The 15,615-nt window shown below is 65.1% G+C and carries 12 protein-coding genes; all 12 read left to right on the top strand.

The genetic code is table 11. From position 1 onward, the window contains the following. The first annotated feature begins 123 nt into the window (after window positions 1-123). The 12 genes from ACEOAB_RS18050 (at window position 124) to ACEOAB_RS17995 (ending at window position 15,615) form a co-directional block, all read left to right on the top strand. Window positions 124-585, top strand: a complete 462-nt coding sequence (locus ACEOAB_RS18050) for an ArsR/SmtB family transcription factor (RefSeq protein ID WP_157610058.1) — start codon at window positions 124-126, stop codon at window positions 583-585. Next, window positions 471-935 carry an SRPBCC family protein gene (locus tag ACEOAB_RS18045; RefSeq protein ID WP_056590905.1) on the top strand — a complete coding sequence of 155 codons (465 nt, stop codon included), beginning with the start codon at window positions 471-473 and terminating at the stop codon, window positions 933-935. Before ACEOAB_RS18050 ends, ACEOAB_RS18045 begins: the two co-directional genes overlap by 115 nt. Window positions 936-1,035: 100 nt before the next feature. Next, complete coding sequence (locus tag ACEOAB_RS18040; protein WP_056590903.1) at window positions 1,036-1,221, top strand: hypothetical protein; 186 nt, start codon at window positions 1,036-1,038, stop codon at window positions 1,219-1,221. A 32-nt stretch (window positions 1,222-1,253) separates the two neighbouring features. Further along, window positions 1,254-2,357 (top strand): chorismate synthase, encoded by a 1,104-nt coding sequence (gene aroC, locus ACEOAB_RS18035; protein WP_056590900.1) that lies wholly within the window; start codon window positions 1,254-1,256, stop codon window positions 2,355-2,357. Further along, window positions 2,357-3,550 (top strand): MFS transporter, encoded by a 1,194-nt coding sequence (locus ACEOAB_RS18030; RefSeq protein ID WP_056590898.1) that lies wholly within the window; start codon window positions 2,357-2,359, stop codon window positions 3,548-3,550. Before aroC ends, ACEOAB_RS18030 begins: the two co-directional genes overlap by 1 nt. Window positions 3,551-3,644: 94 nt before the next feature. Beyond that, window positions 3,645-5,849, top strand: a complete 2,205-nt coding sequence (locus ACEOAB_RS18025) for a LamG-like jellyroll fold domain-containing protein (protein ID WP_413748696.1) — start codon at window positions 3,645-3,647, stop codon at window positions 5,847-5,849. A gap of 306 nt (window positions 5,850-6,155) precedes the next feature. Further along, a complete protein-coding gene (locus ACEOAB_RS18020) occupies window positions 6,156-9,152 on the top strand; it encodes a type VI secretion system Vgr family protein (protein ID WP_495653019.1) in 2,997 nt (998 codons plus the stop codon). 67 nt (window positions 9,153-9,219) lie between these two features. Next, window positions 9,220-14,004 (top strand): RHS repeat-associated core domain-containing protein, encoded by a 4,785-nt coding sequence (locus ACEOAB_RS18015; RefSeq protein WP_413748698.1) that lies wholly within the window; start codon window positions 9,220-9,222, stop codon window positions 14,002-14,004. After that, a complete protein-coding gene (locus ACEOAB_RS18010) occupies window positions 14,001-14,420 on the top strand; it encodes a VOC family protein (RefSeq protein WP_157610072.1) in 420 nt (139 codons plus the stop codon). Before ACEOAB_RS18015 ends, ACEOAB_RS18010 begins: the two co-directional genes overlap by 4 nt. 41 nt (window positions 14,421-14,461) lie before the next feature. Continuing rightward, the gene (locus ACEOAB_RS18005) at window positions 14,462-14,794 is read left to right on the top strand and encodes a hypothetical protein (protein WP_056591552.1); all 333 of its coding nucleotides are present in this window, start codon (window positions 14,462-14,464) and stop codon (window positions 14,792-14,794) included. A 45-nt stretch (window positions 14,795-14,839) separates the two neighbouring features. Continuing rightward, on the top strand, window positions 14,840-15,094 hold the full coding sequence (locus ACEOAB_RS18000; protein WP_056591554.1) for a hypothetical protein: 255 nt from the start codon (window positions 14,840-14,842) through the stop codon (window positions 15,092-15,094). Window positions 15,095-15,120: 26 nt separating this feature from the next. Beyond that, window positions 15,121-15,615 (top strand): pentapeptide repeat-containing protein, encoded by a 495-nt coding sequence (locus tag ACEOAB_RS17995; protein WP_413748699.1) that lies wholly within the window; start codon window positions 15,121-15,123, stop codon window positions 15,613-15,615.

The following is a 15,615-nucleotide window of genomic DNA, read 5'->3' as shown; positions in this document are numbered from 1 at the left end:
GGCGTTGTGAGGTCGAGCATATGGCCCCGGGGAAGGTGAGCGGCGGCAACGTGTCGGAGCTTGCCACGCACGTCGTTGAAACACGGCTTGACGAGGCCATGGGCCCTCCAGATACTCAACCGTATGGTTCACTCAATCGCCCTCCCGGACGCCGGCACCCTCGACGCGGTCTTCGCCGCGCTCTCCGATTCCACGCGCCGCGCGGTGCTCGAAACCCTGGGCGAACGCAGCCTCAGCGTGACCGAACTGGCCGAGCCGCACGGCATGTCGCTCACCGGCTTCATGAAGCACCTGCGCGTGCTCGAAGAGGCCGGCCTCATCTCGCGCACGAAGGAGGGCCGCATCGTGCGCTGCGCGCTGTCGCCCCTGCCCATGCAGGAGGCTGCTGTGTGGTTGTCGCGCTACGAGAAATTCTGGACCGGGCGCCTCGATGCACTGGCGCGCTTTCTCTATCACCAGGAGGAGACCGAATGGAGAACCCTTCCGCCCGAGACGCCGCCGAACGCCCCTCGCTCACGCTCCGCCGGCACTACCGCGTCGCGCCCGACAAAGTCTGGCGCGCGTGGACCGACCCGCAAGCGCTGAAGCGCTGGTTCGGGCCCGCGGAGATCGTCTCGGTCCCCATCGCCGAGGTCGACCTGCGCGTGGGCGGCCGCTTCCGCGTGGCCATGCTGGCGGCCGACGGTGAAACGCACGACGTGAGCGGCACCTACCTCGAGGTGGTGCCCCATCGCAAGCTGGTCTTCAGCTGGGCATGGCGCAGCACGCCCGAGCGCGAGTCGCGCGTCACCGTGCGCATCGAACCCGATGCCGAGGGCTGCGAACTGGTGTTGCTGCACGAACAGTTCTTCGACGAGGCCGCGCGCGACAGCCACACCCACGGTTGGACCGGCGCTCTCGCCAAGCTCGAAGGCTGGCTGCTGCCGCCATCGTGAAGCGTGTGCACCCGAAGCCCCGGGTGGCGCCGCATTGCCGCAGCGCTGACGAAACCCCATACTGGGGCTTCCACGACGCGATGAATCACCGGAGCCTCCCATGAGCAACGAACTGCGCAAGAAGCTGCACGACCTGGCCGAACTCTGCGACAACACCTCCGACCCGCAGACCAAGGCCATCATCGAGGCGATCCGGCTTCAGACGGCCGTGCTGAACGAACGGCTGTTCTCCATCGAGCTGCAGGTGGGCGCGCTGACCAAGCGCCTGGAAAACACGACCGACTGAGGGGCGGCCGCTTTGTGGGGATAATCCCGACCATGAGCGGCAACACCTTCGGAACACTCTTCGCGGTCACCAATTTCGGCGAGTCGCATGGCCCGGCCATCGGCTGCGTCATCGACGGCTGCCCCCCCGGCATGGCACTCAGCGAGGCCGACATCCAGGCCGACCTGGACCGTCGCCGCCCTGGCACCAGCCGCCACGTCACGCAGCGCGCAGAACCCGACGCGGTGCAGATCCTGTCCGGTGTCTACGAGGGCAAGACGACCGGCACCCCCATCGCGCTGCTGATCCAGAACACCGACCAGCGCAGCAAGGACTACGGGCAGATCGCCCAGCAATTCCGCCCCGGCCATGCCGACTTCACTTACTGGAAGAAGTACGGCATCCGCGACCCGCGCGGTGGCGGGCGTTCCTCGGCGCGGCTCACGGCCCCCACGGTGGCGGCCGGTGCGGTTGCCAAGAAGTGGCTGGCCGAGAAGTACGGCATGGTGTTCCGGGGCTGCATGACGCAGATCGGCGAAATCGCCATTCCATTCGAGAGCTGGGACCACGTGCCCAACAACCCCTTCTTCGCCCCCGTTGCCGATGTGAGCGCGCTTGAGGATTACATGGACCGCCTGCGCAAGGCCGGCGATTCGTGCGGCGCGCGCATCCGCGTCACCGCCACCAAGGTGCCCGTCGGGCTGGGCGAACCGCTGTACGACAAGCTCGACGCCGAAATCGCCTACGCCATGATGGGCCTCAACGCGGTGAAGGCGGTGGAGATCGGTGCGGGCTGGGACAGCATCACGCAGCGCGGCACCACGCACGGCGACTCGATCACGCCCACCGGCTTCCTGAGCAACAACGCGGGCGGCATCCTGGGCGGCATCAGCTCGGGACAGGACCTCGAGGTGAGCATCGCGATCAAGCCGACCAGCTCGATCATCAGCCCGCGCCAGTCCATCGACATCCACAACAACCCCGTCGAGGTCGTCACCAAGGGCCGCCATGACCCGTGCGTCGGCATCCGCGCGACGCCTATCGCCGAGTCGCTGCTGGCGCTAGTGGTCATGGATCACGTGCTGCGCAACCGCGCGCAGTGCGGCGATGTACAGCAGGCTCCAGAAGCCACGTCGCCCCAGGCGTCCTTCCTGTAGTGTCCGCCCCGCCACCAGTGGCCGCCGGGCGCGGCCACCTGCTGGCGTTCGCTGGTCTGTCGGCCAGCTATTTCGCGCACATCGGCTTCTTCAATCCCTACCTGCCACTCTGGCTCAAGGACCTGGGGCTTCCGATCTTCACCATCAGCCTGCTGGCGTCGGTGCAGTCGATCACGCGGGTGTTTGCGCCGTACGCATGGGGCGCGCTCAGCGACCACACGGGGCAGCGCGTCAAGCTGCTGCGCTTCAGCGCGGCGGTGGCGCTGCTCAGTTCCTTCGGGCTGTGGTGGCACGGCGGCGCCTGGTGGCTCGCGCTGGTGCTGCTCGTGATGTTTACCCACACCAGTTCGATGATGTCGCTCACCGAGGCCGCAATGGCGCAGCTGGTGGCCGGCGACTGGGGGCGCTACGGCCGCATCCGGCTGTGCGGCTCGGCCGGCTTCCTGCTCACGGTGTTCGTGGCGGGCGAGTGGTTCGAGCGCTTCGGCATGAAGCACTTTCCGGCCTGGGCGGCCGGCACGCTGGCCATCGTGCTGCTCGCGACGATGAAGCTGCCGGACGTGCGCGAGCCGCCCGCCGCCCACGATGCGGTGAGAGCGCCCATCGGGCCTGTGCTGCGCAACCCGGCGGTGCGATGGTTCTTCGCGGCGCTGTTCTTTCAGGTGATGTCGCACTTCTCGGTGTACGCGTTCTTCTCGCTGTATCTCGATTCGATCGGCTACGGCAAGAGCACCATCGGCCTGCTGTGGGCGCTGTCGGTGGTGGCGGAGATCGTCTGGTTCTTCCTGCAGGGCCGGCTCATCGGCCTGATGCCGATGCCGCGCTGGATGCTGGTGTGCGGCATCGCGGCCGTGGCGCGGCTGGGTTTGACAGCAGGGCTCGGCGGCTGGATCGCGGCGCTCGTCGTGGCGCAGTGGCTGCATGCGCTGAGCTTCGCGGCGCACCACACGACCTGCATCGCGGTGGTGTCGCGCCGTTTTCCCGGCCATCTGCGCGGACGTGGCCAGGCGCTGTTCACGGTGATCGGCTATGGCTTTGGCGGCGTGCTGGGTGTGCTGCTTGGCGGCGCGGCCGCGCAGGCTTTCGGCTACCGCACGATGTTCACCGCGGCGGCGCTGCTGGCGGTGCTCGGCAGCCTGTGCGCGTGGCGGGTGATGAAGCTGGATCGGATGGAGCGAGCGCGCAACGCCTGAAGGCGAACCGGTGCACCGAAGTGACACGAGCCTTGCATGCCCGTGTCATCGCAGCCTCCTACGCTGCGCGCTTCGCAATTTCTCCTCATTTCCCATGTCCGTTTCCGACGATTCGCGCGGCGCCCGCGCGCCGCGCATTGCCGCGCCTGCCGAACCGAGCAATTCCCCATCGAATGGCGGTGACAACCACAGCACCCCACCGCGCCGCCAGGTGCTCAAGCTGGGTGCATCGCTGCTGACGGTCGGCGGCAGCAGTGCCTTGCTTGCCGCCTGCGGTGGTGGCGGCGGCGGTTCACCCGCCTTCGGTCCACTGCCTGCGCCAGCAACCACGCCGGCACCAGCACCTACGCCGACACCGGCACCCACGCCGGCACCGCCGGCCGCCGCTGCCAAGATCTCCAGCTTCGCGCTCGCCGTGATGCCCGACACGCAGTTCTATGCGCGCTACGCCACCGCCGCCGAGAGCGACCAGTACGACAAGCGCTTCGGCAGCGCACCTTTCGCCGCGCAGACGAAATGGATCGCGGCCAACGCCAAGGCGTTGAACATCCCGTTCACCATCCATCTCGGCGACGTGGTCGACCAGGTCGGCAAGCCCGACCAGTGGAAGGTGGCCGATGCCGCCATGAAGGTGCTCGAAGACGCGAAGCTGCCCTACAGCGTGCTCGCCGGCAACCACGACGTGCTGAAGGATTTCGACTACAGCGTCGACCCCGTCGGCGGCACCGATGCCGACCGCGATCCCACCAAGGAGCCTTACATCCAGTGGTTCGGCCCCGAGCGTGCGAAGAAGCAGGCCACCTTCGGCGCGCGCGACCCGAGTGGCTTTCACGAATACCACGTGTTCGAGGCGCAGGGCCAGAAGTTCATGGTGCTGTCGCTGTCGTGGCGCATCTCCGCCGCGGGCATTGCCTGGGCTCGCCAAGTGATTGCGAAGAACCCGACGTTGCCCGTCATTCTGGTGAACCACCAGTTGCTCAATATCGACGCCGACGGCAAGAGCCCGCTCGAAACCGACTACGGCAAGATGCTCTGGGAGAAGCTGATCCGCGACAACGACCAGATCTTCATGACGCTCAACGGCCACCATCATGGCGCCGCGCACCTCACGAAGACCAACGACTTCGGCCACAAGGTCGAGGAGATGGTGGTCGACTACCAGATGGCCTACCAAGGCGGCAACGGCCTGATGCGCCTCTACGAGTTCGACCTGACGAACAAGCAGATCAAGGTGCTGTCGTTCTCGCCTTGGGTGCCGCAGAAACCGGCCGACACCCTGAATACCTTCGACCAGGCCGTGCTCACCACCCCCAACGAGGCCTTCGTCATCGATGTGGACTTCGCGCAGCGCTTCGCCGGGTTCAACAAGAGCTTCGGCACCGGCAGCGCCACCATCGACAGTTCCCTGGTAGACCAGGCCCGGGCGATGATCCTTGCCAACTACAAGGACCCGGCGACGGTCGAGCAGCGGCCCGCCGCGAATTCGGACGACTACCCGAAGGTCCCGAACACGCTGGCGCACTGGCGCTTCTTTGGCGGCGCGGTCAACCAGCCGGTGCTGCCGGGCACCGTCGTTGCGGACGTCACGGGCAACAACCCGCTGCACCGCGATGCGCTGAACCAGGGCGGCATCGTCGGCGCCGCCGATGGCGACATCGTGTGGACCGACGACCGCCACTACCTGTCGGCGGCGCCGGGCTCGGTGCGCTTCCTCAACACCAACAAGAACACGCCGCGGCTGAGCTACTTCCTCACCGACGCGGCGGCGCCGATCAACGCGCAGACGCTGGAGAACGGCTACACGGTCGAGGCCTTCATCAAGATCGACAAGAGCTGGACCAGCGGCAACCAGGCGTGGATGAACATCATGACGCGCGACGGTCGCCGCGGCGATCTGGCCGGCTACTCGGGTGGCGACCCGGAGTCCCCGCCGATGCTGTTCGCCATTTCGAGCTTGCGCGAGGTGCAGTGGGAAGTGGTGCCGAGCCCGGCCGGCACGCGCGCGCCCAAGGCCAATTGGTCGGGCGAAGTGATTGCCGACCGCTGGGTGCACGTCGCGATCGTGAACGACCCGGTGTCGCACGACACCACGATGTACGTCGAAGGCGCGCCAGTGCTGCGCAATGCGTCGGCCATCCCGGGCCTGGCCACGCTCTCGGCCACCTCGCCGTGGGTGGTGGGCGGCGGCTCATGGGACGGTGCTCGCGCCGACGGCTTCTTCGGCAACATCGGCGAGGTGCGAGTGGTGGCGTCAGCGTTGACGCCCGCGCAGTGGCTGACGGCGCGCAAGGCGGCATGAGCCGTTGGATTTCTTGCGGGGATGAATTGCGGGGCTGATCCCGGGAGCATGGGATTTTTGCTATTCCGCACGGGTCTGCAATAACCCGTTCGAGTTGCCGATCGCCAGTAAGGCCTTTGATTGGGCTGCGCTGTCGGTCGGCCGCATCTCCATTTTTTGCATTGGGTCTTACGCAAATTGACCATTTAGAATAATTGGAAAGGTAATTCACGGGGAGGTGAGCATGGCGCTCATTTTTAAAACAATATTCTTATTCGTTTTATTGCAATTGAGTAATTTGGCTTATTGGCCAGATGCAGCGGCGCAATGAGCCGCCGCGTCAGCATCCAGACGCCGCTGGGCGAGGCGTTGCAATTTCGCCAATTGGTGGGCCGCGAGGCACTGAGCCAGCTCTACGCGTTCGACATCGAGTTGCTGGGCAGCAGTAACGGCATCGACCCCAAGACACTGCTGGGCAAGGCGGCCACCGTGGCGGTGGAAACCGAGGGCGGCGTGCGCTACCTCGGCGGCATCGCCACCCGGTTCGGCCTGCAGCAAGAAGACGCGCGCCATTCCTTCTACCGCCTGCAATTGCGTCCCTGGTTGTGGCTGGCCACGCGGCGCAGCGACTTCCGCATCTTCCAGGGCAAGAGCGTGCCCGACATCCTGATGGAAGTGCTCGGCAGCTACGGCTACCCCATCGAGAAGAAGCTCACGCGCGGCGACTACCGGCGCTGGGACTACTGCGTGCAGTACCACGAGAGCGACTTCAACTTCGTCTCGCGCCTGTGCGAGCTCGAAGGCATCTACTTCCACTTCAGGCACGAAGCGTCGCAGCACGTGCTCGTGTTCGCAGACGACATCGCGAACTCGCACAACCCGCTGCCCGGCGGGGAAGAGGTGCGCTACCACCCGCTGGAGAAGTCCGGCATGGGCCAGCGCGAGCGCATCTACGCATGGGAGATCGCCGAAGAGGTGCGACCCGGCCATCACTACAACGACGACTACGACTTCGAGAAGCCCAAGGCCGAGCTGTCGCACCTGCGGCAGATGCCGCCCGGGCACGACCACGACGCCTACGAACAGTACGAATGGCCGGGCGGCTTCGTGCAGCACGGCGACGGCGAGACCTATGCGCGCATCCGCAACGAAGAACAGCTCAGCCAGCGCAACCGCGTCACCGGCAGATCCAACCTGCGCGAGCTGGCCACCGGCCATACCCTGCGGCTGACTGGCCACCCCAAGGCCGACCAGAACCAGCAGTACCTGCTCGTGGGCGTGAGCTACCACCTGCAGGAGAACCTGCAGGCCAGCGAAGGCGCCGGCGGCACCGAAGGCTCTGTGCAGCGCTTCGCCTTCGACGCGCAGCCCACCAGCTACGCGTGGCGCCCGCAGCGCACCACCCCCAGGCCGCGCACACGCGGCCCGCAGACGGCCAAGGTGGTGGGTCCAGCGGGCGAGGAGATCTGGACCGACCAGTACGGGCGCATCAAGGTGCAGTTCCACTGGGACCGCATCGGCCAGGACAACGAGAACTCCAGCTGCTGGGTGCGCGTGTCCACCGCGTGGGCCGGCGCCACCTTCGGCATGACCAGCGTGCCGCGCATCGGCATGGAGGTCATCGTCGACTTCCTCAACGGCGACCCCGACTACCCGATCGTCACCGGCTGCGTGCACAACGCCGACACCATGCCCGCGTGGGAGCTGCCCGGGCAGAAGCACCTGTCGGGCATCCGCAGCCGCGAGTTGGGCGGGGGCCGAGGCAACCACATCGTGCTCGACGATACGGCAGGGAAGATCCAGGCGCAGCTGCGCAGCGATCACCAGGCCAGCCAGTTGAGCGTTGGGCACATCGGGCGCATCGAGGACACGGCCGGGCGCAAGGAGCCACGAGGGCAGGGCTTCGAGCTGCGTACCGATGGGCATGGGGCGGTGAGATCGGCCAAAGGATTGCTGGTGACCACCGAGGCGCGGGCCAACGCGCAGGCGCACATGACGGACATGGGCGAGACCGTGGGCCGCCTCACGCAGGCGCGGGACATGCACGAAGGCCTGAGCGAAGTGGCACGGGGTGCGCAGGCGCACGACGCCGGCGACCAGGACGAGGTCACGGAGATCCTCAAGGCGCAGAACGACGCCATCAGGGGTCAGGGCGGCAACCGTGAGCAGGGCGACTTCCCCGAGTTCCAGGAGCCGCACCTGACGCTGGCCAGCGCCCGCGGCCTGCAGACCGTGGCGCAAGGTTCCACTCACATCGTGAGCAGCGAGCACACCGCGCTCACCAGCGGCGGCCACACCAGCGTGAGTGCGGGCAAGAGCCTGTTGGTGAGCGTGCAGAGCGCGATCCGCCTGTTCGCCGCCAAGGCCGGCATGCGGCTGGTGGCGGCCAGCGCCGACATCGACATCAAGGCGCTGAAGGACAGCGTCAACGTGCTGGCCAAGCTCAACATCACGCAGACCGCCAACAAGATCACCATCCAGGCGAAGGAAGAGGTGGTGATCAACGGCGGCTCCAGCTACAGCCGCTGGAGCTCGGGCGGTATCGAGCACGGCACCTCCGGTACCTGGCGCGAGCACGCCGCGGTGCACAGTCTGGTCGGGCCGGCCAGCGAGGGCAAGCCTGCGCTGCCCAATCCGCCGCAGGTGCCCAAGGGCCAGCTCGATCTGTATCACCAGTACATCAAGCCGAGCGGAGAAAAGCGGCAGGGCGTGGCGCAAGGCGACTTCACCGTGGTCGATTCGGAAGGCGGCACGCATGCCGGCACCTTCGACCGCAACGGCTTCGCGACGGTATCGGGCCTTCCCATCGGCTCTGCCAAGGTCACGTTCGGCAAGGACCCACGCGACCCATGGGACGAGGGCAGCTACTACGGCACGCCCGAGGACTGGAAGGCGAAGGGCGCGACTGGCGGCGGCTCCGAAGGCGCCGGAGGCGGCGTATCCGGATTCTCGGGTCTGGCCGGCGGCTTCGCAGGCATGACCGGCGCGGCCGGCGGTGCTGCAGGAGCGCTCGCCGGCGTCCCAGGCATGGGCAGCAAGGCTGCGAGCGCTTTGGGCCAGCACACACAGGCGGCCGGCATCGCGCAACAGGCCGTGGGTGCGGCGCAGGCCATCCAGCAGGGCGGCGCCAAGGCGCTGCTGGGCCAGGCGAGCCAGGCCGCGACAGGCATGGCGATCCAGGCAGCGGGGGCCAAGCTCGGGCCTATGGGCGTGCCGATCACCGGCGTGATGAGCGGCGTGGCTTCCGGTGGCATCAAGCAGGGCATTGCAACTGCTGCCGCCAGTCCCGTGGCCACAGGCCGAACGCCTGGCTTCATGGGCTGACCCGCGCGCGGCGCGCCGCACTCACTTCATCAATCCGAAGCACAAGCGCTAAGAGAACAAGAAAAAGATGGCAGAACAGGAAGCAGGCGCGAAGCCGCAGGCGGCGGAAAGAGAACCGCAAACGGCAGTAGCGCCACTGAACACGATCGTGAAGGAAGACATCGCCGCGGCAAGCAAGGCGGTGGACGACTGGCTGCGCTCCTTCAGCGGCGGCTACGTGACGCTGGAGCGCCTGACGATGGTGCTGGGCAGCATCCCGATCGTCGGGAACATCATGGCGCTGGTGGATGTGTTCCTGGACATCATCAACATCGTGGAGAAGAAGGCCAAGGACGGGGTCGATGCGTTCCTGAACTGGGTGAGCCTGGGCATCAACCTGATCGGGCTGATCCCGATACCGCCGAGCATGGCGGCGGCACGCATGAGCCTGCGGCCCACGCTGCACCTGGTGAAGCAGGAGCTGAAGACGGCGGCGTCGAACCTGGGCGAGGCGATCGTCACGACGCTGGTGGGGCACCTGAACGCCACCATCATGGGCGAACTCGACAAGTTCATCGAGGGAGCCATTGCCAAGCTCGACGGCATCCTGAAGGACTGCGCAGATCTTGCCGACAAGATCATCGACAACCTGGTGGACATCCTGCGGCGGGTGCTCGGGCAGAAGGACCTGTTCACGGTGGGCACGCCAGCGGCGGCGGAAACGAAGGTGCACGACCCCAAGACGCAAAGCACGTGGAACCGGATGTGGGGCGCGGCGGTGCGCTACTCGAAGCAATCGGCAAACTACGTGGCCAAGACGGCGGCGAGCCAGCTGCCAGATGGGATCGCAGGCCGGGTCAACGGTGTGATCACGCAGATGCTGGACTTCAAGCGGCTGCTGAGGGGGCAGCTGTCGAGGCTGGCGGACAAGGAGGCGCAGGCCAGCATCATGTGGCTGCTGTACAAGCTGCGGGATGCGTTGCTGCACAAGAAGGGCAAACGCGCGGCGATCGTGCCGCCGCAGGCGGGGGCCAAGGCGGAGAAAGAGAATCCCGGTACGCCGCTCGGGCACATCAACAAGCAGGCGCCCGGTCGGAAAGACGGCGGATGCAAGAATTGCCCGGCACCTGTCTCACTGGGAGGATCCATCAGCCTCGTCACCGGCTGCGAGAGCTTCACGCACACCGACTTCGTGCTCGTTGCGCCGCTGCCGATCGAATGGGCGCGCACCTATCGCAGCCAGCTCGATGCCTATGACCACGGCATGCTGGGCGCGCGGTGGATCACCGCCTACAGCACATGCGTGGAACTGGTGACGCCTGTCAAGGGCGAGCGCCAGGGGCAGCCAAGTCTGGTCTATCACGCAGCAGATGGCCGCAGCCATGCCTATCCGGTGCTGGAGGTGGGGCAGACCTGGTTCGACCGCATAGAGGAAGTGACTGTCTCGCGCCTGAGCGAGACCTTGCTGGTCCTGGACTTCGGCAAGCCGCTGCCCGTAGGCGAGCAAAGCAACTGGCGCGAGATCTACGAGCTGGTCGAAGGCGGCCACCATTACCGGCTCGTGACCCTGCAGGCGAGAGATGGTGCCTCCATCGGCTTGCGCTACGACCACGTGATCGCAGGCACCGGCGAACAGGTGCTGAGCGACATCATCAGCAAGCAGGGCGAAGCCGTCATGGCGCATGTCGGCACGCAGCCCGATGCGCGTACAGGTCTGATCAAGTCGCTATGGGTGCTGAAGGACGGCCAGGTCGTTCGACAGCTGGCCGCCTACACGCACGACGATGAACGCGACCTAGTGGCTGCGCAGGACGAGAACGGTGCCGGCTGGAGCTACACCTACAGCCATCACCTCGTGACCCGCTACACCGACCGCACGGACCGGGGTACGAACCTCGAATACGACAGCACCGGCCCCGATGCCAAGGCCGTGCGAGAGTGGTCCGACGATGGCAGTTTCGCGTTGAAGTTCGAGTGGGATCGGAACATCCGCCTGACCTACGTGACCGACGCGCTGGGCGGCGAGACATGGTTCTACTATGACATCGAGGGCTACACCTATCGCATCATCCACCCGGACAAGCTGCAGGAGTGGTTCTTCCGCGACGATGCGAAGAACGTCACTCGCCACGTGCACACGGATGGCAGTACCGACGACTACACCTACGATGCCGACGGAAACCTGCAGGCGCACACCAGGGCCGATGGCAGCCGCATTCATTTCGAGTACGACCGGCTGAATCGCCAGACGGGTTTGCGCGACGCCGAAGGCGGTGTCTGGAAGCGCGACTACGACGCACAGGGGCATCTCGTCGAGGAGGTCGACCCGCTGGGCCATAAGACAGAGTACGCCTACGACAAGGCAGGCCGACCCGTGTGCGTGACGGATGCCAAGGGTGGGGCGAAGCTGCTCACATACGCCTCGAACGGCCAACTCGCCAGCTACACCGACTGTTCCGGAAAGACCAGCCGCTGGGAGCACGACAGCCGTGGGCACTTGATTGGCACCATCGACGCGATGGGGCGGGTGACGAGGTATCGCTACACCGCCGGCCAGCTCGAGGAAATCGTGCAACCGGACCAGACGATCGAGCAGTTCGAGCACGACGCCGAAGGCAGATTGCTGAAGCACACGGATGCGCTTGGCCGTGCCACGCGCTACAGCTACACGCGTGCCGGCCTGATCGCCGGCCGAACCGACGCCGCAGGCCGCTCACTCAAGTACTACTGGGACCTGCTGGGCCGGCTGACCGAACTGCACAACGAGAACGGTAGCCGCTACGACTTCCGCTACGACCCCGTGGGCCGCCTGCTGGAGGAGACCGGCTTCGACCGCAAGGCCACGCAGTACGTCCATGAAGAGACGACTGGCATCCTCGCTGAAGTGGTCGAAGCAGGCCATCGCACCGAACTCGAATTCGATCCGCTGGGCCGCCTGAGCGAACGCCGAGCCGGCGAGCAGTCCGAGCGCTTCGCCTACGACCGCAACGGCCGCCTGCTCGAAGCGACCAACAGCGACGCGCGCCTTCAGTGGTACTACGACCCGGCCGGCAACCTGACCCGCGAACACCACCACTACCTGGAGCGCAAGCGCACGGCAGTCTGGCAGCACCGCTACGACGAACTCAACCAGCGTATCGCCACCGTGCGGCCCGACGGGCACGTCACCCAGTGGCTGACCTACGGCTCCGGCCATGTGCACGGCTTGATGGTTGACGGGCAGGACATCCTGGGCTTCGAGCGGGACGACCTGCACCGGGAGATTGCGCGGGAGCAGGGCAATGGCCTGAGCCAGCGGCAGAAGTACGACCCGGCCGGGCGGTTGCTCGAACAGCAGGTCTCGCGGACCAGGCCCAGAGCCATCGAATCGACCACCGGCATCCAGCGCCGTTACAGCTACGACAAGGCGGGCCAGCTGGTGGGTATCGGCGACAGCCGGCGCGGCAACCTGAGCTACCGCTACGATCCGGTGGGCCGACTGCTCGAAGCCAACAGTCGCTTGGGGCGCGAGACGTTCGCATTCGATCCGGCCGGAAATATCGGTGCTCCTGTCGACGAGCATCCGGACCCGCATGCGGCGGGTCGCATTACCAATCGCGTTGCCGTTCGCCTAGACGGGGATGGCCGCAGCATGGCCGGGCGGTTGATGGACAACCTTCTGAAGGACTATGCGGGAACTCACTACAGATGGGATGAGCGCGGCAATCTGATCGAGCGCGCCTGCAACGGCGAGAAGACCGTGTTCGCGTGGGACGGCTACAACCGGATGCGCAGCGCGACCACCGACGGCAAGACAACCATCTTCAGCTATGACGCGCTGGGGCGCCGGCTGTCGAAGAGTTCGGGCGAGACCACGACATTGTTCGGCTGGGATGCAGACGTGCTCGCATTCGAGAGTACGCAGAGCAGGTCAGCGATAGAGGATGGCGGCGAGCACGGCTGGAGCGTGCACTACATCCACGAGGCGAACTCGTTCGTGCCGCTGGTGCAGGTCCGGCAATCAAGCGCTATGGCTCTGAGCGAGACGACGGATGCGAAGGCGCTGATGGAAGCCAACGGCGGCGTCTACGACATCGAGCAGGATCCGTTGTGGAACGGCGAGCAGAGGCATGTGCCTCGGGCGTTCGAAAGGAAGGAGATGGCGTTCTACCAGTGCGATCACCTGGGCACGCCGCAGGAACTGACGGACCACGAAGGCAGTGTGGCCTGGTCGGCGCAGTACAAGGCGTGGGGAGAGGCGCGGGAGGCGATCAGCGAGACTGGGAGAAGGGCGGGGTTCAGGAATCCGATCCGGTTCCAGGGGCAGTACTGGGATGAGGAGACGGGGCTGCACTACAACCGCTATCGATATTTCGATCCGCGCAGCGGCAGGTTTGTGTCGCAAGATCCCATCGGGCTGGCGGGGGGAATTCACACGATGGCCTACGCGCCTAATCCAGCTGGATTCATCGACCCGCTGGGACTGAGGAAATACGTGATCGTCGGCGAAGGCCAGGCTGCGGTGGAAGCCTATGCTGCGGCAATGCGACTCAAGTTCCCGTGCGACGAATTCAGGACCATCAAGAAGGATTGGAGTTCCGTGACCAAGGCTTCCGGTGCATCGCGCGAAGAATTCGGAAGCAAGGAGTGGGAGCAGAAGGCGGTCGCTGGCAATGCTGTCTGGATCAGGCAGCGTGCTGCAGAGGGTTACGAATTCATCGATATCGGGATTGACGGAGCAACCAACCGTAGCCCGTTCTACGCGGCCGAGAAGAAGGCATTGGGCCGGACAGGTGCAAAGACATACAAGGCCAACCAGTGCGCAACCGTGGCTGCGAGGGACGGCTCAAAGGAAAGCTCTCGACCCAAGGCAAAAGGACGATACGGGAAATGACGAAGCCATTCACCATTCATATACCGATGCTTCGAAAGAAGGGGATGCTCGAGGAAATGAATGCTTTCTATGAAGGCATTCTGGGGTACGAGCGAGATGCGGAGCTGGATGTCCTGCGGGTACCGGGGCACCGGGACTTGGCGGTCTGCTTCAAGTACTTCAACTCGACCGGAAAGAAGAATGAAAGAGATGGAAGGGCGCTCTATGAGTTCTTTATCGAGAGAAATTTTCCGAGCTTCTGCCAGGGGCTGAAGGAGAAGGGCGTCGAGTTCACCATGCTCGCGCGCACCCCGGCTTCTTATTTCGCGAGGGTTCTGGATCCGTCTGGCAACTTGATAGAAGTAATTTCAGAGAGCTTCGAGGATGACTTCGGTGTCGATGTTTCGGGCTGGGGTATCTATCAAGACATCGGTTGAGGCGTTGTGCCTGCAATTGCGTCTGCGTATCAAAGATCTGCATGCCTTCCGGTTTCTCTGGCGCTGCGATCTTCGAAGTCGAACCGCAGGGTCAGCTGCGGCTCGATGCGTCGGCGGTTATTGCCCTGAGCAGCGCGTACAGGTTGTTCGAGAAGACCGGGCAAGACCTGAACAACTTCGATCTTCACGTCATCGACAGGAAGAAGGAAAACGTCGAAGACGAGGGTGGAGCCGACACCATCGGAATCGTTTTCTCAGCCAAGCTCGCTCCGGGACAGAAGGGGCTTGGCAACGCCAGCAAACTGGGGCGGTCAGTCATGTACATCGCCTCGAGGGCGACGGGCGAAATACTCCGGGAACAAGGGAGCCGGTAACGGTGCCCGGACCCGGTGCTTTCAATTTTGCAAAGGGAGGAAAAGATGAACAAAACCATCGAAGTGGATGGCTTGGCGGTCCAAGCGATTGCTATCGCCTGTGACGATGCAAAGTCTTCAGGCCTGCATCTCGAAAACTACAAACTCGTCATGGTCGAAGGGCCCGACGAGTACAGCGTCTCGTGGGAGGCGAAGAGCAAGCCGCAAGGCCATCGCGGTGCCTTGCCCGGCCTTGCGGAGCTCTGCCTGCGGATCGGCAAGAGCGGTGGCGGAACCTTCCAGAAGCATTGGTCCCGCTGAACCAGCGACGTCTCCAAGGATTCCGAATGTCTTCCCAAATCATCATCGTCGCCCACGACATGTGGCGCAAAGGCGCAGGCGGCGCACCCGCCGGGCTCGTGGGCCAAGCCGACAGCTTCGCCTATGCGGGACTCGACCTGGGACTCGCCCAGTTCGCCGCAACCACTTTCACGGGCACCAGCTTCACCGCCACCAGCTTCAAGCAGGCGGGCTGGAGCGGCTGCCAGTTCACCGGCTGCAGCTTCACGCAGTGCGACTTCAGCGGCATCTCGATCACCGGCTGCACTTTCGTCAACTGCAGCTTCACGCGTGCGAACTTCGATGGCGGCGGCATCGGCAACAGCACCTTCTCGCAGTGCCAGTGGGACGACATCAGTTTCGCCGGCGGAAGCTGGAACGACGTCGGCGTGCTGAACTGCAGCGGCACCGTGGTGCATGCACAAGGGCTGCAAGGGCGCAGCGTCGACTTCACCGGCAGCACGTTCGAGCAACTCGAATTCCAAGGCGCGAACATCAACTGA

This window comes from Variovorax sp. Varisp53, from assembly GCF_059491555.1.
The sequence above is the reverse complement of the archived record's forward strand: the minus strand, read 5'-3'. Positions and strand labels throughout refer to the sequence as shown.